The organism is Providencia sp. PROV048, from assembly GCF_033688165.1.
GTDB lineage: Bacteria > Pseudomonadota > Gammaproteobacteria > Enterobacterales > Enterobacteriaceae > Providencia > Providencia hangzhouensis.
Window position 1 is genome coordinate 411,795 of record NZ_CP096360.1, and the last position, 19,357, is coordinate 431,151.

Consider the following 19,357-nt stretch of genomic DNA (forward strand, 5'->3'; position numbering starts at 1 on the left):
GATAGTACAAACAACAATAAAAAAGCTGATAAAAGTTTCCTCTTATCAGCTCAGTAAATGGTTTGGTGCTTTGTATTATTTTATGCGAGCAATAGCGCGGTAACCGATGTCGTTGCGGTAGAAGCTATCATTCCAGTGAATGGTTTTTGCCACTTCATAAGCTTTGGCTTGCGCTTTAGCGATATCATTACCTAATGCTGTTACGCATAGGACGCGACCACCGGCAGTCACGACTTCTCCATCTTTCATGCGAGTACCCGCATGGAAAACTTTGCTATCAGCCGCTTCGGTGGTTGGTAAACCTGAAATTACATCGCCATTGTGGTAGTCACCTGGGTAACCACCCGCAGCAATTACTACCCCTAAAGCAGGGCGCTCATCCCATAATGAATCTTTACCTGCCAGCTCACCTTTCGCCCCCGCTAAACATAAAGCAACTAAATCTGATTGCAAGCGCATCATGATAGGTTGAGTTTCAGGATCACCAAAACGGCAGTTGAATTCGATAACTTTTGGGTTACCTGCTTTATCAATCATTAATCCAGCGTATAAGAAGCCTTGATAGCGGTTTCCTTCTTGGTCCATGCCTTTAACAGTTGGATAAATAACTTGTTCCATCACGCGCTGGTGTATTTCATCTGTCACAACAGGAGCTGGGGAGTAAGCGCCCATTCCACCTGTATTTAGACCTGTATCACCATCACCGACACGTTTATGGTCTTGGCTAGTTGCCATTGGAATGACATTTTCACCATCTACCATAACGATAAAACTTGCTTCTTCACCATCAAGAAACTCTTCGATCACGATACGATGTCCTGCATCACCAAAGGCATTCCCCGCTAACATGTCATGAACAGCTTCTTTTGCTTCTTGCAGAGTCATGGCTACGATAACACCTTTTCCCGCTGCAAGGCCATCTGCTTTGATCACGATTGGCGCACCGACTTTATCTAAGTAAGCTAAAGCAGGTTCAATCTCAGTAAAATTTTCATAGGCCGCGGTAGGAATATGATGGCGAGCTAAAAAGTCCTTAGTAAATGCTTTAGAGCCTTCAAGCTGAGCAGCACCTTTGGTTGGACCAAAAATAGTTAAGCCAGCAGCCTTAAATGCATCTACAACACCAATAACTAATGGTGCTTCAGGGCCGACAATCGTTAAACCAATTTGCTTTTCTTTAGCGAATTGCAGCAACCCATCAATATCGGTTGCAGAAATATTAACGTTCTCAAGGGATGGTTCTAATACTGTGCCTGCATTGCCCGGGGCAACATACACTTTATCTGCTAAAGGGGATTGAGCCGCTTTCCACGCTAAGGCATGTTCACGGCCACCGCCACCAATAATCAAAATATTCATTACTAGGCTCCTAATAATTAGTGACGGAAATGACGCATATTAGTGAAAAGCATTGCAATACCATGTTCATTTGCAGCAGCAATCACTTCTTCATCGCGGATAGAACCACCTGGTTGGATCACACAAGTTACTCCAACAGCAGCTGCGGCATCAATACCATCGCGGAATGGGAAAAAGGCATCTGAGGCCATTGCACAGCCAGCGACTTCTAAGCCTTCATCTGCGGCTTTAATACCTGCAATTTTTGCAGAGTACACACGGCTCATTTGCCCTGCGCCAATACCGATAGTCATATCATTTTTGGCATAAACGATAGCATTGGATTTCACAAATTTTGCGACTTTCCAACAGAATAACGCATCTTTTAGCTCGCGTTCAGTTGGTTGGCGCTTAGTCACAACGCGAAGTTCTTCTTTTTCAACCATTCCTAAGTCACGGTCTTGCACTAATAAACCGCCATTCACGCGTTTAAAGTCTAAACCTGCAACTGGTTTGCTCCATTCACCACATTCAAGTACGCGAACGTTTTGTTTAGTCTCAAGAATAGGCAATGCATCTTTAGCAACAGAAGGCGCGATAATGACTTCTACAAATTGGCGGTCAATGATCGCTTGAGCGGTTTCTTTATCTAATTGACGGTTAAACGCGATAATGCCACCAAAAGCAGACGTTGGGTCAGTTTTGAATGCGTTATCATAAGCTGTATGAATAGAATCACCGATAGCGACACCACAAGGGTTAGCATGTTTGACAATTACACAAGCAGGTTCTTCTAATGATTTAACACACTCAAGAGCCGCATCGGTATCAGCGATATTATTATAAGACAGGGCTTTACCTTGAATTTGTTGTGCAGTTGCAATAGAAGCTTCTTTTGGGTTTTCTTCTATATAAAAAGCAGCATCTTGGTGGCTGTTCTCTCCATAACGCATGTCTTGTTTTTTTATAAAATTTAAATTCAAGGTGCGAGGAAAACGGCCAGAAGGTTGGGTCGTATCACCATAATAAGGGGCAACTAATTCACCAAAGTAATTCGCAATCATGCTGTCATAAGCAGCTGTGTGTTCGAAAGCTTTTATTGCGAGGTCAAACCGAGTTGACCAATTTAGCGAGTTTTCGTGGTTATCCATCTCATCAATGATGGTTTGATAGTCATTACTATTCACCACAATTGCTACATCTTTATGATTTTTAGCCGCGGAGCGCACCATGGTTGGGCCGCCGATATCAATATTTTCTACAGCATCTTCAAGAGTGCAATTTGGTTTTGCCACTGTTTGGGCAAAAGGGTACAGATTAACAACGACCATATCGATAGGGGCAATATCATACTGTTGCATAATGGCATCATCCGTACCGCGACGACCTAAAATTCCGCCATGCACTTTCGGGTGCAATGTTTTCACTCGACCATCCATCATTTCAGGAAACCCAGTGTAATCTGAAACTTCAGTTACGTTTAGTCCTGACTCAGCAAGTAACTTTGCAGTACCGCCAGTAGATAGAAGCTCAACACCACGTTGAGATAACGCCTTAGCGAATTCAACAACCCCTGTTTTATCAGACACACTAAGCAGGGCACGACGAATAGGACGAAGCAGTTGCATGAGATAGATCCCTTGGATTTGAATAAATAAGGCAATAACGAATATCAGTCAGTAAAAACTCAAAGAGCTTTTCTTATATACCTATTATATCTATTGATGAAAGCAAAGCGGAATTGGCCAGCTTTCCCTATAACAATATATAAGTCACTAACAATTTCAGAACATAAAAACAAAATCAATGCCGAAATTTCGAGCCAATTGTAACGCAAACGTTTGCGTAATGCGCGATAATTTTTAAATTATTTTCATGTTGTGGATAACTTCGTGTATAAGTCGGTATAAGTAGGGGTTTTGCTGTGTAATGCAGCAGTTGAATAAAAAAATGCAAAAAAGGGGTTGCCAGATTTTTCTGACTCCCTATAATGCGCATCCACTGACCGGGAACAAGACAACGCAAAGCGCGATGAACACTGAAACGGCAGCGAGAGATTCTGAAAAGAAAAAGCAAAAAATTGCTTGACTCTCACGGAGGAAAACGTAATATACGCCTCCTCGCAGCAACGACCGAAAGGTTGGTTTTCATAAAGAAAAGCTGCAACGCTCTTTAACAATTTATCAGACAATCTGTGTGGGCACTCACAGGACACTATCAAAAAAATATTTGATTTTAAGTCTTGAAGAGTGACTAACACGTTAATTCATATATATGAAATAAGGTAGTAACGCTTATTTTGGAAGGATAACGCGAAGGCGAGCAAAGATAACCCGAGACAGTACTTAGGTACGGCGAGGGAAGCGATGCGAAGCCGACAAAGTTAGCCGAACAAAAGAACGTTACGGTCAGTAAGACATTCTTTGAGCATCAAGCTTTTTAATTGAAGAGTTTGATCATGGCTCAGATTGAACGCTGGCGGCAGGCCTAACACATGCAAGTCGAGCGGTAACAGGGGAAGCTTGCTTCTCGCTGACGAGCGGCGGACGGGTGAGTAATGTATGGGGATCTGCCCGATAGAGGGGGATAACTACTGGAAACGGTAGCTAATACCGCATAATCTCTAAGGAGCAAAGCAGGGGAACTTCGGTCCTTGCGCTATCGGATGAACCCATATGGGATTAGCTAGTAGGTGAGGTAATGGCTCACCTAGGCGACGATCCCTAGCTGGTCTGAGAGGATGATCAGCCACACTGGGACTGAGACACGGCCCAGACTCCTACGGGAGGCAGCAGTGGGGAATATTGCACAATGGGCGCAAGCCTGATGCAGCCATGCCGCGTGTATGAAGAAGGCCCTAGGGTTGTAAAGTACTTTCAGTCGGGAGGAAGGCGTTGTTGCTAATATCAACAACGATTGACGTTACCGACAGAAGAAGCACCGGCTAACTCCGTGCCAGCAGCCGCGGTAATACGGAGGGTGCAAGCGTTAATCGGAATTACTGGGCGTAAAGCGCACGCAGGCGGTTGATTAAGTTAGATGTGAAATCCCCGGGCTTAACCTGGGAATGGCATCTAAGACTGGTCAGCTAGAGTCTTGTAGAGGGGGGTAGAATTCCATGTGTAGCGGTGAAATGCGTAGAGATGTGGAGGAATACCGGTGGCGAAGGCGGCCCCCTGGACAAAGACTGACGCTCAGGTGCGAAAGCGTGGGGAGCAAACAGGATTAGATACCCTGGTAGTCCACGCTGTAAACGATGTCGATTTGAAGGTTGTTCCCTAGAGGAGTGGCTTTCGGAGCTAACGCGTTAAATCGACCGCCTGGGGAGTACGGCCGCAAGGTTAAAACTCAAATGAATTGACGGGGGCCCGCACAAGCGGTGGAGCATGTGGTTTAATTCGATGCAACGCGAAGAACCTTACCTACTCTTGACATCCAGAGAATTTAGCAGAGATGCTTTAGTGCCTTCGGGAACTCTGAGACAGGTGCTGCATGGCTGTCGTCAGCTCGTGTTGTGAAATGTTGGGTTAAGTCCCGCAACGAGCGCAACCCTTATCCTTTGTTGCCAGCGACTCGGTCGGGAACTCAAAGGAGACTGCCGGTGATAAACCGGAGGAAGGTGGGGATGACGTCAAGTCATCATGGCCCTTACGAGTAGGGCTACACACGTGCTACAATGGCGTATACAAAGAGAAGCGACCTCGCGAGAGCAAGCGGAACTCATAAAGTACGTCGTAGTCCGGATTGGAGTCTGCAACTCGACTCCATGAAGTCGGAATCGCTAGTAATCGTAGATCAGAATGCTACGGTGAATACGTTCCCGGGCCTTGTACACACCGCCCGTCACACCATGGGAGTGGGTTGCAAAAGAAGTAGGTAGCTTAACCTTCGGGAGGGCGCTTACCACTTTGTGATTCATGACTGGGGTGAAGTCGTAACAAGGTAACCGTAGGGGAACCTGCGGTTGGATCACCTCCTTACCATTGAAGTGTTTTTGTGAAGTGCTCACACAGATTGTCTGATAGAAAGTAGAGCAATAGGCTATACGTGGGAGACTTATTCGAGAGAATAGGACTTACATGAAAGCACAAAAGTTTTTGTGATTTTCGTGTCCCCTTCGTCTAGAGGCCTAGGACACCGCCCTTTCACGGCGGTAACAGGGGTTCGAATCCCCTAGGGGACGCCAATTGCGCCGATATCGAGTGAAAGACGATGTCCCCAATAATGATTAAGCCAATTATATTGTAGTTGGTTTAACAATTATGCTCTTTAACAATCTGGAACAAGCTGAAAATTGAAAACAACGCACATTGTTTATCGCTTAAACAATGTGAGAGTCTCTCAAAATTTCAGACCTGAAATTTTCGGTCACTTTAGCGAGTGGCATGAGCGAGCAGTCAGTCCTTCGCGGCGGCCAGCGCACAGCAAGCGCAGCATACATAAGTATGTGAGCATTGCGAGCACTGCCCAACAAAGAAGGAATGCACGCACAGCCATGACAGTAAGGTGAACGTTGAAACAATTTCGGGTTGTGAGGTTAAGCGACTAAGCGTACACGGTGGATGCCTAGGCAATCAGAGGCGATGAAGGACGTGCTAATCTGCGATAAGCGTCGGTAAGGTGATATGAACCGTTACAACCGACGATTTCCGAATGGGGAAACCCAGTGCAATTCGTTGCACTATCGTTTGATGAATACATAGTCAAACGAAGCGAACCGGGGGAACTGAAACATCTCAGTACCCCGAGGAAAAGAAATCAACCGAGATTCCCCTAGTAGCGGCGAGCGAACGGGGAGCAGCCCAGAGTCTTAATCAGCATTAGCATCAGGAGAACGGTCTGGAAAGTCCGGCAGTAAAGGGTGATAGCCCCGTATCCGAAGGTGTTAGTGTTGTGAACTCGACGAGTAGGGCGGGACACGTGTTATCCTGTCTGAATATGGGGGGACCATCCTCCAAGGCTAAATACTCCTGATTGACCGATAGTGAACCAGTACCGTGAGGGAAAGGCGAAAAGAACCCCGGCGAGGGGAGTGAAATAGAACCTGAAACCGTGTACGTACAAGCAGTGGGAGCCCCATCACTCAAGTGCCTCGGCAATTGAGTGAGGGTGTAAAACCATCACAATAACAGCGCAGGATTTGCCAACAAGATTGGCTGATTTTTTCAAGCCGCAGCGCAGTGGACATCGAAGTCCATGAGCAGCGGAAGTTAAAAAATCGGGCAAGATTGGCCGCAAAGACAAGCGGGACATTTGAGGATGGGGTGACTGCGTACCTTTTGTATAATGGGTCAGCGACTTATATTCTGTAGCAAGGTTAACCGTATAGGGGAGCCGTAGGGAAACCGAGTCTTAACTGGGCGAATGAGTTGCAGGGTATAGACCCGAAACCCGGTGATCTAGCCATGGGCAGGTTGAAGGTTGGGTAACACTAACTGGAGGACCGAACCGACTAATGTTGAAAAATTAGCGGATGACTTGTGGCTGGGGGTGAAAGGCCAATCAAACCGGGAGATAGCTGGTTCTCCCCGAAAGCTATTTAGGTAGCGCCTCGTGAACTCATCTTCGGGGGTAGAGCACTGTTTCGACTAGGGGGTCATCCCGACTTACCAACTCGATGCAAACTACGAATACCGAAGAATGTTATCACGGGAGACACACGGCGGGTGCTAACGTTCGTCGTGAAGAGGGAAACAACCCAGACCGCCAGCTAAGGTCCCAAAGTCATAGTTAAGTGGGAAACGAAGTGGGAAGGCTCAGACAGCCAGGATGTTGGCTTAGAAGCAGCCATCATTTAAAGAAAGCGTAATAGCTCACTGGTCGAGTCGGCCTGCGCGGAAGATGTAACGGGGCTAAACTATGCACCGAAGCTGCGGCAGCGAACGTATCACTTAAACTGATTAAGTGATACTCAAATGTATCAAAACGATTGACGGAGCGAAGCGACGTCAATGCGTCCAACAAAGTCGAGGCGGAAACGTCAGGCAGTCAGTTTAAGGATACGTTCGTTGGGTAGGGGAGCGTTCTGTAAGCCTGTGAAGGTGTGCTGTGAGGCATGCTGGAGGTATCAGAAGTGCGAATGCTGACATAAGTAACGATAATGCGGGTGAAAAACCCGCACGCCGGAAGACCAAGGGTTCCTGTCCAACGTTAATCGGGGCAGGGTGAGTCGACCCCTAAGGCGAGGCAGAAATGCGTAGTCGATGGGAAACGGGTTAATATTCCCGTACTGGTGATAATTGCGATGGGGGGACGGAGAAGGCTAGGCTATCCGGGCGACGGTTGTCCCGGTTTAAGGATGTAGGCAGGTGAATTAGGCAAATCCGGTTCACTATATGCTGAGGTCCGACGACGAGTCACTACGGTGATGAAGTAGCTCATGCCCCGCTTCCAGGAAAAGCCTCTAAGCTCTAGATTATCATTAATCGTACCCCAAACCGACACAGGTGGTCAGGTAGAGAATACTCAGGCGCTTGAGAGAACTCGGGTGAAGGAACTAGGCAAAATGGTGCCGTAACTTCGGGAGAAGGCACGCTGGCATTAGGTGAAGTGGTTTACCCATGGAGCTGAAGCCAGTCGCAGATACCAGCTGGCTGCAACTGTTTATTAAAAACACAGCACTGTGCAAACACGAAAGTGGACGTATACGGTGTGACGCCTGCCCGGTGCTGGAAGGTTAATTGATGGGGTTATCCGTAAGGAGAAGCTCTTGATCGAAGCCCCAGTAAACGGCGGCCGTAACTATAACGGTCCTAAGGTAGCGAAATTCCTTGTCGGGTAAGTTCCGACCTGCACGAATGGCGTAATGATGGCCAGGCTGTCTCCACCCGAGACTCAGTGAAATTGAACTCGCTGTGAAGATGCAGTGTACCCGCGGCAAGACGGAAAGACCCCGTGAACCTTTACTATAGCTTGACACTGAACATTGAGCCTTGATGTGTAGGATAGGTGGGAGGCTTTGAAGTGTGGACGCCAGTCTGCATGGAGCCAACCTTGAAATACCACCCTTTAATGTTTGATGTTCTAACGTTGCCCCATTATCTGGGGTGCGGACAGTGTCTGGTGGGTAGTTTGACTGGGGCGGTCTCCTCCCAAAGAGTAACGGAGGAGCACGAAGGTTGGCTAAGCATGGTCGGACATCATGCGGTTAGTGCAAAGGCATAAGCCAGCTTGACTGCGAGAGTGACGGCTCGAGCAGGTACGAAAGTAGGTCTTAGTGATCCGGTGGTTCTGAATGGAAGGGCCATCGCTCAACGGATAAAAGGTACTCCGGGGATAACAGGCTGATACCGCCCAAGAGTTCATATCGACGGCGGTGTTTGGCACCTCGATGTCGGCTCATCACATCCTGGGGCTGAAGTAGGTCCCAAGGGTACGGCTGTTCGCCGTTTAAAGTGGTACGCGAGCTGGGTTTAGAACGTCGTGAGACAGTTCGGTCCCTATCTGCCGTGGGCGTTGGAAGATTGAAAGGGGCTGCTCCTAGTACGAGAGGACCGGAGTGGACGCACCACTGGTGTTCGGGTTGTCATGCCAATGGCATTGCCCGGTAGCTAAGTGCGGAAGAGATAACCGCTGAAAGCATCTAAGCGGGAAACTTGCCTTGAGATGAGTCTTCCCTGACTCTTTAAGAGTCCTAAAGGAACGTTTAAGACTAAGACGTTGATAGGTTGGGTGTGTAAGCGTAGCGATACGTTGAGCTAACCAATACTAATGAACCGTGAGGCTTAACCTGACAACACCGAAGGTGTTTTAGAGAGATGGAGTTGTTTTCGAGAAGTGAGAAGCCGGAAGGTGAAGGACACGCAGCTTGTTTGAGATTGAGGTTCTGGTTTAGTGAAGAAAAAACTAAACGGGAACACACAGAATTTGTCTGGCGGCAATAGCGCGGTGGTCCCACCTGACCCCATGCCGAACTCAGCAGTGAAACGCCGTAGCGCCGATGGTAGTGTGGGGTCTCCCCATGTGAGAGTAGGGAACTGCCAGACATTAAATTAGTGAGAAAGCCACCCATTGGGTGGCTTTTTTGCGTTTGGAGAAAAAAAGAAAAACAGTGGGTGTTGAGATTAGGAGGGGGGCCTAAGCTTTAGTTCCTCAGTTCCTTAATGCTTTACTCCCTAATTTTAATTCCTTTTTTATCGCTTACTTTCTCATTAGACGATGTATTACACGTCTCTTCATCTTTTTTAGCTACTCTTGGGGCTCCCCTCTATCTATCACCATCATTAATGAGAGTGCGTGATGCAAAGTAGTGAGTAACAGCTCACAGATTATTTAGGGTAGCGGAATTTTAATAAAATCAAATAAATATTGTGGGTTGGGTGTTTCCCCATCACGGTAATGAATGACATCGCTTGAGCCAAAGTAGTCAGTAACAACTCACTTGTTGAAAGGGATGGTGGCTGCTAGTGATGGTGAGATGGCAGGAGTTAGGAGAAGTAATGGAGGGGGAGCGGTTGTATTGGTGCGCTGAATGGATATTGTGGATGCAAAGTAGTGAGTAACAGCTCACAGATTGTTTAGGGTAGCGGAATTTTAAGAATATCACGAGAGTACTGTGGATTGGATGTTTGCCCATCACGGTGATGAATGATACCGCTTGAGTCAAAGTAGTAAGTAACAACTCACTTGTTGTTTTGCGGAAAAGATAACTTTAAAAATATCAAATGAGTACTGTGGATTAGGTGTTTGCCCATCACGATGATGAATGACACCACTTGAGTCAAAGTAGTAAGTAACAACTCACTTGTTGAAGGGGATGGTGGCTGTTGGTGAAGGTGGGGTGGCAGGAGTTAGGAGAAGCAATGGGGGATAAGCGGTTGTATTGGTGTGACGAATAGATATTCTAAATGCAAAGTAGTGAGTAACAACTTCGGTTTAATATTTTAATTGAATTCAAATCGTCATCATAATTTGGAAGCCAGTATAGCAGCTAGAATAAGAGCCCAATCAAATAACAGTATCTTAGATATTATTCACAGAATAATTACTAATAGCTTATGGCAAATAAAAGTAGTAATCACTAATACAATATATTGAAGATAAGAAGGTTAATAGCTGTATATAATTATTAGAAATAAACTATAAGTTACAGTGCTTGAAATTATTTCATTTAACCTTGAAAGGCTCGACAAGACGGATAACATTAGTTAGATTATTTAGCATTCTAGAAGTCTAAACGTATAAACAGATAAAAGAGGGGATGAATGATGCCTATTCGTTTACCAGATGAACTACCGGCAGTTAATTTCTTGAGAGAAGAAAATGTTTTTGTTATGACAACAACAAGAGCAAGTCATCAAGAGATCCGTCCCTTGAAAGTATTAATACTCAATTTGATGCCGAAAAAGATAGAAACTGAAAACCAGTTTCTGCGTTTGCTGTCGAACACACCATTACAGGTTGATATTCAACTATTACGAATTGACCAGCGAGAATCAAAGAATACCCCAACGGAGCACTTAAATACCTTTTATTGTGATTTTGAAGATATACAGGATCAAAACTTTGATGGCTTAATTGTAACGGGAGCTCCGTTAGGTCTGGTTGAGTTTAATGACGTATTATACTGGCAACAAATAGAAAGGGTGATAGCTTGGGCGAAACAACATGTGACATCAACCCTTTTCGTTTGTTGGGCTGTACAAGCGGCTTTAAAGGTATTGTATGACTTACCAAAATGGACTAGAGAAGAAAAATTATCAGGTATTTATCAGCATGATACGTTAGAGCCGTACGCTTTATTAACTAGAGGGTTTGATGGCTCATTTTATGCGCCTCACTCTCGATACGCTGATTTTCCTGAAGATCTTATCCGACAGCATACTGACCTAGAGATTTTAGCAAGTTCACAGGAGGCTGGTGCTTATTTGTTTGGGTCAAAAGACAAACGCTTAGCATTTGTGACAGGCCATCCTGAATATGATGGAGATACTCTTGCACAAGAATATTGGCGTGATCTAGATGCTGGTATTTCTCCTCAGATCCCATGCAATTATTTCAAAAATGATGATCCCAACAACCCTCCGCTCGTGAGTTGGCGTAGTCATGGGCACTTGTTGTTCTCAAATTGGTTGAATTATTATGTGTACCAGATCACACCTTTTGATCTTACGAATATGGAACCAACGTTAGATTAAAAAAAGAAATATAAATTTAAGAATTGCAATAAAATAAGTTTTTTTACTGGTTCCACCAGTTTAAATCAAGCTTATATAGTAGAAAGTGGAGCCACAGTTAGTCTGAAAGCAGCTATTTATTAGCTGCTTTTTTTGTTTTCAAAGAAAAATTTTAAAAATACAGTTTTCTATAATTAGTTGATTTAACGACTATTTAACATTTTTGACTAGTTAAAGGAATGGTTAATCAATTTATAAATTTATTTAAAATTCATTATTATCAATAAGATATTTGACTTTTTAATTAAAATGGAAATCGTTTTTGATTTATATCTATTTTGATCTTATGCTTATTTCATAGTCAACGATGAATGAGGGTTTGGTCGATGGAGCAGCAATTATCTATATCGGAATTAACATTCACAAAGAATATTGAACAGTTTGAAAGACAAGTATTACATATTGATTCTATTGCATTTCTTTCTAAACTAGTTGAAGAGTTTCTTCCTCGCCGAGAAAAATTATTAAAAGATAGAGAGGTCAGACAGCAAAAGATAGATGCTGGTTCTTTACCTAACTTTATTTCAGAATTTGATTCCATAAAAAAATCAGATTGGAAAATTCAAAGTATCCCTGAAGATTTACAAGATCGCCGTGTCGAAATTACGGGTCCGGTTGAACGTAAAATGGTTATTAATGCCTTAAATGCCAATGTAAAAGTATTTATGGCAGATTTTGAAGATTCCCTTTCACCTTCATGGGAAAAATTGATCGATGGCCAAATCAATTTAAGGGATGCGATCCGCGGTGATATTTCTTATACCAATGAAAATGGAAAGGTTTACCAATTAAAATCAAATCCAGCAGTTTTGATTGCTCGTGTTCGTGGTCTTCATTTAGATGAAAAACATGTTTTATCAGGAAGTAAGCCTATTCCTGGAGGCCTGTTTGATTTCGCTATTTACTTTTTTAATAACTATCAAGCGTTATTAGAAAAAGGGAGTGGTCCTTACTTTTATATCCCAAAACTTGAGTCTTGTCAGGAAGCAAAATGGTGGAGCGATGTTTTTAGTCTGGCTGAAGACTCCGTGGGTATACCTCGGGGCACGATCAAAGCAACTGTACTGATCGAAACATTACCTGCTGTATTCCAAATGGATGAAATCTTATATCACATGCGTCACCACATTGTGGGGCTGAATTGTGGGCGTTGGGACTACATATTTAGTTATATCAAAACATTGAAAGAGCATGCTGACCGAGTATTGCCAGACCGCCAAGTTGTCACAATGACACAATCATTTTTAAGTGCCTATTCGCGCTTATTAATTAAAACGTGCCACCGTCGTGGAGCATTTGCGATGGGGGGAATGTCTGCTTTTATACCGAGCAAGGACCCCCAAGAAAATGAAACTATTCTAGCGAAAGTAAAAGCAGACAAAGAACTAGAAGCGAGAAATGGGCACGATGGCTCTTGGGTTGCACATCCGGGTTTAGCGGATACCGTTATGAATGTGTTTGATCAAGCACTTGGTCGGCACCAAAACCAGCTACATGTATCTCGTGATTTCGATGAAGAAATTACGGCTGACCAGCTATTAGAGCCTTGTGAGGGCGAACGAACCGAGGCGGGGATGCGGGCTAACATTCGTGTTGCAGTGCAATATATTGAATCATGGATTTCAGGGAATGGCTGTGTACCTATCTATGGTTTGATGGAAGATGCTGCGACAGCAGAAATTTCACGTACTTCAATTTGGCAATGGATCCGCCACGGTAAAACATTGTCTACCGGTGAAAAAGTCACTAAGGCATTATTTGAAGAAATGCTGGATGAAGAGTTACAGGTTATCCAAAAAGAACTTGGTGATAAGCGCTTTCAAAGCGGCCGCTTTCGTGAGGCTGCGGAATTAATGCGACGCATTACAACGCAGGATGAACTTATAGAATTCCTAACTATCCCCGGATACCAATTATTAGATTAAGCATAGTAAATAGAAAATTCGATAAACCCTACATATTCTTATAAAGGAAGTGGATCATGACTACATCGCGCTTAGAACAAATTGCCCAATTAGAAAGTGAATGGAAAAAACCACGTTGGAAAGGTATTACTCGCCCATATACTGCGGAAGAAGTAGTGAAATTACGTGGTTCTGTGAATATCGAACACTCTTTAGCACGCAAAGGTGCAGAACGCTTTTGGGAGCAATTACATGGTGGTTCAAAGAAAGGTTATGTAAATGCACTGGGAGCTTTAACCGGTGGGCAAGCGTTACAACAAGCGAAAGCAGGTATTGAAGCTATTTATTTGTCAGGTTGGCAGGTAGCCGCGGATGCAAATACTTCATCAAGTATGTATCCAGACCAATCACTTTACCCTGTCGATTCAGTACCATCGGTAGTTAAGAAAATTAATAATACATTCCGTCGGGCAGACCAAATTCAGTGGGCGAATGGTATTGGCCCTGACAACAAAGAGTATATTGATTATTTTTTACCTATTATCGCGGATGCGGAAGCTGGGTTTGGTGGCGTATTAAATGCCTTCGAACTTATGAAAAATATGATAGAGGCAGGGGCTGCGGCTGTCCATTTTGAAGATCAATTAGCCGCGGTTAAGAAGTGTGGTCATATGGGTGGGAAAGTCCTTGTACCTACTCAAGAAGCGATTCAGAAGCTGGTTGCTGCTCGTTTAGCGGCGGATGTTTCAGGTGTACCAACTATTTTGGTTGCTAGAACAGATGCCGATGCAGCCGATCTTCTAACATCTGACTGCGATGCTTATGATGCGGCTTTTGTTACTGGAGAACGCACCTCTGAAGGTTTTTTCCGTACCAAAGCAGGAATTGAGCAAGCAATTAGTCGTGGGTTAGCTTATGCACCTTACGCAGACCTTGTTTGGTGTGAAACGTCAAAACCTGACCTTGAAGCGGCAAGACAGTTTGCTGAAGCTATTCATGCTAAATTCCCTGGTAAATTATTAGCTTACAACTGTTCTCCATCATTTAATTGGAAAAAGAATTTAGATGACAGCACGATTGCACGATTCCAAGATGAGCTTTCAGCAATGGGGTACCGCTTCCAATTCATTACGTTAGCAGGTATTCACAGTATGTGGTTCAACATGTTTGACTTAGCTCATTCCTATGCACAAGGTGAAGGCATGAAGCATTATGTTGAAAAAGTCCAAGAGTGTGAGTTTGCTGCAATTAATAAAGGTTATACCTTCTCTTCGCATCAACAGGAGGTAGGAACAGGCTATTTTGATAAAGTGACAACAGTTATTCAAGGGGGCACTTCATCAGTGACAGCATTAACTGGCTCGACTGAAGAAGAGCAATTCTAGTCAGATTATTTCCCTTTCAATCGGTGTTTCTGTTGGTTAGCTGTATCTGTTAATTTTTCAGGCACGTTTAGTGCCTGTTTTTTATTCAAAATAAGTCTGTATTCTTATAGGAGTGGTTATGATATTGACGACAGAACAGATAATAGCTCAAACCATTTTACAGGGTTTTGATGCTCAATATGGTCGTTTCCTTGAGATAACCTCAGGTGCACAAGAAAGGTTTGAGCAGGCAGATTGGCATGCAATTCAGCATGCGATGAAAAGAAGAATTCAGCTGTATGATCACCATGTTGGTTTAGTTGTCGCTCAGCTACAGTTTATGGGGCTAGTTCAATCTTTAACACCCGATAAACTGGCTCAAATAAAAAATGTTTATAAAACCTTATTACCAGATTACCCAAGGTTTGAAATAGCAGAAAGCTTCTTTAATTCAGTTTACTGCCGGTTATTTCAGCATCGGGAGCTTACACAAGATAACTTATTTATTTTTACATCCCAGCCTGCAAGGCGTTTTTCTATTTCTCCTAGGCCACTAGCTCGAGAATACTTTGTTAATAATAATTTAGAGGAGGTATTGTTCACAATATTAAGTGGGTTACCACTAAGGCTAAAGTGGCGTAATTTGGATTTAGATATTCATTGTATTATCAATGTATTGAAAACAAAATTTCCTGATATTGAAACCCAAAAAGTCAGTTTTCATATTGCAAATGAGTTATTTTACCGTAATAAGGCAGCTTGGCTAGTTGGTAAAATTTATATTAATGATGAGGTTCACCCATTCTTACTTCCTATTCACCATGATGATTGTCAGCGCATTTATATTGATGCGTGTTTAACTGAGTTTGATGAAGCCAGTATTGTATTTGGTTTTGCTCGGTCCTATTTTATGGTGTATGCCCCTTTTCCAGCAGCACTGGTTTTTTGGTTGAGGGAGATCTTACCCAGTAAGTCAATTGCTGAATTATATATGGCAATTGGTTGTCAAAAGCATGGAAAAACAGAGTATTACAGAGAATATCTCGCCTATATTAATTTTTCACGAGAGCAATTTACCGTTGCACCAGGTGTTAAAGGAATGGTGATGTTGGTCTTTACGTCCCCTTCTTTCGATCGTGTTTTTAAAATTATTAAGGATCAATTTGCGCCACAAAAGCAAGTAACACGAGAACGAGTTTTAGAATGCTATCGTTTGGTTAAAGAGCACGATAGAGTTGGCCGTATGGCTGACACCCAAGAGTTTGAAAATTTTGTGATTAGTAAGTTTTCCATCAGCGATGAGTTAATGGTGGAATTATTGAAAGAGGTTCCATCTCAAATTGAAGATTTAGGCGATAACATATTGATTCGTCATTTGTACATGGAAAGAAAGATGATCCCATTGAATATTTATATGGATAATGCCACTGACGCGCAATTACATAATGCATTAAATGAATATGGCTGGGCGATTAAACAGTTAGCGGCTGCGAATATTTTCCCCGGAGATATGTTGTTTAAAAATTTTGGAGTAACGCGGCATGGCCGTGTTGTTTTTTATGATTATGATGAAATTTGTTATATGACAGAGGTGAATTTTCGTAAAATTCCTGAACCATTATACCCTGAGCAAGAATTATCTAGTGAGCCATGGTATAGCATTGGTGAGCAAGATGTTTTCCCTGAAGAGTTTGCTTCTTTTATTTGCCAAAATGAGAAAATTCGTCATTACTTGCAACAATATCATGCAGATTTATTTTCCGCAGATTATTGGCAAAAGTTACAAAATAGAATTTTGGCGGGGCACGTAGAAGATGTTTATGCCTATCGTGAGGAATTACGTTTTTGCCATAAATTCAGTGAGGTTGCATAAGTATAATACGCAACTAATGGGAATAGTCGCGTATTAATTAAAGGCAATTAAAAACGACTCAGCAAGCATTGAGTCGTTTTTCGGGAATGCTATTTTTTTGCGCCTTGTACAGCTTCTTGAGCAAGTTGGGTAATTTTTTCATAATTGCCTGAATTCAAAGCCTCTTCAGGCACTAACCAAGAGCCACCAATACACAGAACACTATCTAATTCTAAATAGTTAAGGTAATTATCTAGCGATATTCCACCGGTTGGGCAAAATTTGACTTGTGAGAAAGGGCCCGCAATGGCTTTTAACGCTTTAACCCCACCATTGGCTTCCGCTGGGAAAAATTTGAACTCTTTCAGGCCATATTGCATACCAAGCATAAGTTCAGAAACAGTTGAAATTCCAGGGATTAAAGGAATATCTCCTTTGGTTGCTGCATTGAGTAATTCATCTGTCAAACCGGGACTAATTGCGAATTGTGCTCCAGCTTTAGTAACTTCAGCGAGTTGTTTTGCATTAATAACAGTACCTGCGCCAATAATAGCCTCAGGTACTTCTTTTGCAATGAGGCGAATAGCATCGATAGCACACTCCGTACGTAAAGTGACTTCTAACACTCTAATGCCACCTTTGACTAATGCTTTTGCAAGAGGAACCGCTTGTTCTAATTTTTTGATAACAATAACAGGGACGACAGGGCCTTGTTTTAATATGCTTTCAGCGGTCATTTTCCAATTATTCATTTTCTATTCCTATTCAATGAAAATAGATTAAAAATCAATACTACAAGCACCTTCTTCGGCACCTGATAAATGTTTTCTTAATGCACCGAAAAGCTCCCTTCCACAACCACTACGCTCAGCAGTTAAATCAGCCTCGAAGGGTTGGCGTTTATTGAGTTCTTCTTCATCAACTAGTAATTGTAATTCTCCAGTCAATGCATTTACCCTAATGATATCGCCATTTTTTACTTTTGCTAACAACCCACCATTATAAGCTTCAGGGGTGACATGAATTGCAGATGGTACTTTACCGGATGCTCCGGATAAGCGGCCATCAGTAACTAACGCGACTTTGTAGCCTTTATCCATAAGTACACCAAGAGGAGGCATGAGTTTATGAAGTTCAGGCATGCCATTCGCGGATGGCCCTTGGAAGCGGACAACAATAATACAATCTTTATTAAGCTCACCTGCTTCAAAGTGTGATGCAATCTCATTTTGGTTGTTAAATACGACTGCTGGAGCTTCAATAACTTGATTTTCTTCAGGAACCGCGGATGTTTTCATCACGGCACGCCCTAAGTTACCAGAAAGTAATTTTGTGCCCCCATGAGGTGAGAATGGGTGTTCTATTTCAGCGATAACATCAGGATTAAACGAGGATTTAGGGCCTTCTCGCCATTCAAGTTGGCCATTATTTAGCCAAGGTTCCATGGTGTAACGCTCTAGTCCGAATCCTGCTACGGTATGGACATCGTTATATAATAAACCTTTTTGTAATAGCTGGTGGATAAGCAAAGCTACGCCACCTGCGGCTTGGAATTGGTTGATATCCGCTTGGCCATTAGGATAGATACGGCAAATAAGTGGAACAATAGCTGAAATATCGGAAAAATCATCCCAATTGATAATGATCCCTGCGGCTCTTGCTATAGCAACAAGATGCATGGTTAAGTTAGTTGAGCCTCCCGTCGCGAGCAATGCGACGATACCGTTGACAATAACTTTTTCGTTAACCAGTTGACCGATAGGTAAGTACTGGCCCGATTGTTCAGTTAAACGCGTAATTTGTCGTGCGGCAGCTTCTGTTAATGCATCCCGTAGTGGAGAGTCAGGTGGTATAAATGACGCACCGGGTAGATGTAACCCCATGACCTCCATCATCATTTGATTCGAGTTGGCAGTACCGTAAAAAGTACAGGTGCCGATCCCATGGTAAGAGGCGGCTTCGGCTTCTAATAAAGCGAGTCGATCAACTTTGCCTTCAGCATACAGCTGGCGAATACGAACCTTTTCTTTATTTGGTAAGCCTGTTGCCATTGGACCTGCTGGGACAAATATTGCAGGAAGGTGACCAAATGAAAGTGCGCCAAGCATTAAGCCTGGAACAATTTTGTCGCAAATACCTAAATAGAGCGCACCATCAAACATATTATGGGATAGGCCAATGGCAGTTGACATGGCAATGACATCTCGACTTAGCATCGATAGTTCCATCCCATCTTGCCCTTGGGTTACGCCATCACACATTGCTGGGACACCCGCAGCGACTTGGCCAATTGAGCCAGCTTCTAATAATGCTTTTTTGAGTTGTTCAGGGTACTTGTCGTAGGGACGATGAGCAGAAAGCATATCATTGTAGGAATTGATGATTGCAATATCAGAGCGAGTCATGCTTTTAAGAATTTGTTTTTCTTCGCTTTGGCATGCTGCAAAGCCATGGGCAAGGTTACCGCAAGCGAGTGATGCTCGATGGACGGTCATACAACGAGCCTGCTCTATTTTTTTGAGGTAAGCAGCTCGAGTCTTCACTGAACGAGAGATGATACGTTGAGTGATGCGATCAAGTTCTTTATTGATCACCGAAGGATTTGTCTCTTTAGAGGTGGTCACGCTCATGATAATTGCTCCATAGTGCAGTAAAAAGATGAATCAAACTGCAAGTCAATTTGGGTTGTGCCTATTGTTATTTACTCTAGTACTATAGCATCAA

At 43.4% G+C, this 19,357-nt stretch carries 9 protein-coding genes, 1 tRNA gene and 3 rRNA genes; 9 read left to right on the forward strand and 4 right to left on the reverse strand.

All coding sequences use genetic code 11. The features are described from left to right. Positions 1–75 precede the first annotated feature (75 nt). The gene (purD, locus tag M1F26_RS01830; protein WP_140172905.1) at positions 76–1,359 is read right to left on the reverse strand and encodes a phosphoribosylamine--glycine ligase; all 1,284 of its coding nucleotides are present in this window, start codon (positions 1,357–1,359) and stop codon (positions 76–78) included. Positions 1,360–1,376: 17 nt separating this feature from the next. Beyond that, on the reverse strand, positions 1,377–2,966 hold the full coding sequence (purH, locus tag M1F26_RS01835; RefSeq protein WP_140172904.1) for a bifunctional phosphoribosylaminoimidazolecarboxamide formyltransferase/IMP cyclohydrolase: 1,590 nt from the start codon (positions 2,964–2,966) through the stop codon (positions 1,377–1,379). 301 nt (positions 2,967–3,267) lie between these two features. Between purH and M1F26_RS01840 the strand changes: the two genes are divergently transcribed. The 9 genes from M1F26_RS01840 (at position 3,268) to aceK (ending at position 16,654) form a co-directional block, all read left to right on the forward strand. Beyond that, positions 3,268–3,426: a hypothetical protein gene (locus tag M1F26_RS01840; RefSeq protein WP_164454916.1), complete on the forward strand. Its 159-nt coding sequence runs from the start codon at positions 3,268–3,270 to the stop codon at positions 3,424–3,426. A 352-nt stretch (positions 3,427–3,778) separates the two neighbouring features. Further along, positions 3,779–5,318 (forward strand): 16S ribosomal RNA (locus M1F26_RS01845). A gap of 130 nt (positions 5,319–5,448) precedes the next feature. Continuing rightward, positions 5,449–5,524 (forward strand) — tRNA-Glu (locus tag M1F26_RS01850). 349 nt (positions 5,525–5,873) lie between these two features. After that, positions 5,874–9,070 (forward strand): 23S ribosomal RNA (locus M1F26_RS01855). Between the two features lie 137 nt (positions 9,071–9,207). Continuing rightward, a 5S ribosomal RNA gene (rrf, locus tag M1F26_RS01860) occupies positions 9,208–9,323 on the forward strand. Together the 16S, 23S and 5S rRNA genes with 1 tRNA gene alongside form the textbook arrangement of a ribosomal RNA operon. 1,221 nt (positions 9,324–10,544) lie before the next feature. Beyond that, positions 10,545–11,474 carry a homoserine O-acetyltransferase MetA gene (metA, locus tag M1F26_RS01865; protein WP_110592635.1) on the forward strand — a complete coding sequence of 310 codons (930 nt, stop codon included), beginning with the start codon at positions 10,545–10,547 and terminating at the stop codon, positions 11,472–11,474. 365 nt (positions 11,475–11,839) lie between these two features. Continuing rightward, positions 11,840–13,438 (forward strand): malate synthase A, encoded by a 1,599-nt coding sequence (aceB, locus tag M1F26_RS01870; RefSeq protein ID WP_140172879.1) that lies wholly within the window; start codon positions 11,840–11,842, stop codon positions 13,436–13,438. Positions 13,439–13,494: 56 nt separating this feature from the next. Continuing rightward, a complete protein-coding gene (gene aceA / locus M1F26_RS01875; protein ID WP_140172881.1) occupies positions 13,495–14,802 on the forward strand; it encodes an isocitrate lyase in 1,308 nt (435 codons plus the stop codon). A 118-nt stretch (positions 14,803–14,920) separates the two neighbouring features. Beyond that, entirely contained in the window at positions 14,921–16,654 is a 1,734-nt protein-coding gene (gene aceK / locus M1F26_RS01880; RefSeq protein WP_140172883.1) for a bifunctional isocitrate dehydrogenase kinase/phosphatase, read from the forward strand. A gap of 89 nt (positions 16,655–16,743) precedes the next feature. Here aceK and M1F26_RS01885 read toward each other — a convergent pair whose 3' ends face one another. Both M1F26_RS01885 and edd read right to left on the reverse strand, forming a co-directional pair. Then, positions 16,744–17,385 carry a bifunctional 4-hydroxy-2-oxoglutarate aldolase/2-dehydro-3-deoxy-phosphogluconate aldolase gene (locus M1F26_RS01885; protein ID WP_140172885.1) on the reverse strand — a complete coding sequence of 214 codons (642 nt, stop codon included), beginning with the start codon at positions 17,383–17,385 and terminating at the stop codon, positions 16,744–16,746. 27 nt (positions 17,386–17,412) lie between these two features. Next, complete coding sequence (gene edd, locus M1F26_RS01890) at positions 17,413–19,263, reverse strand: phosphogluconate dehydratase (RefSeq protein ID WP_180359555.1); 1,851 nt, start codon at positions 19,261–19,263, stop codon at positions 17,413–17,415. Positions 19,264–19,357: the final 94 nt, after the last annotated feature.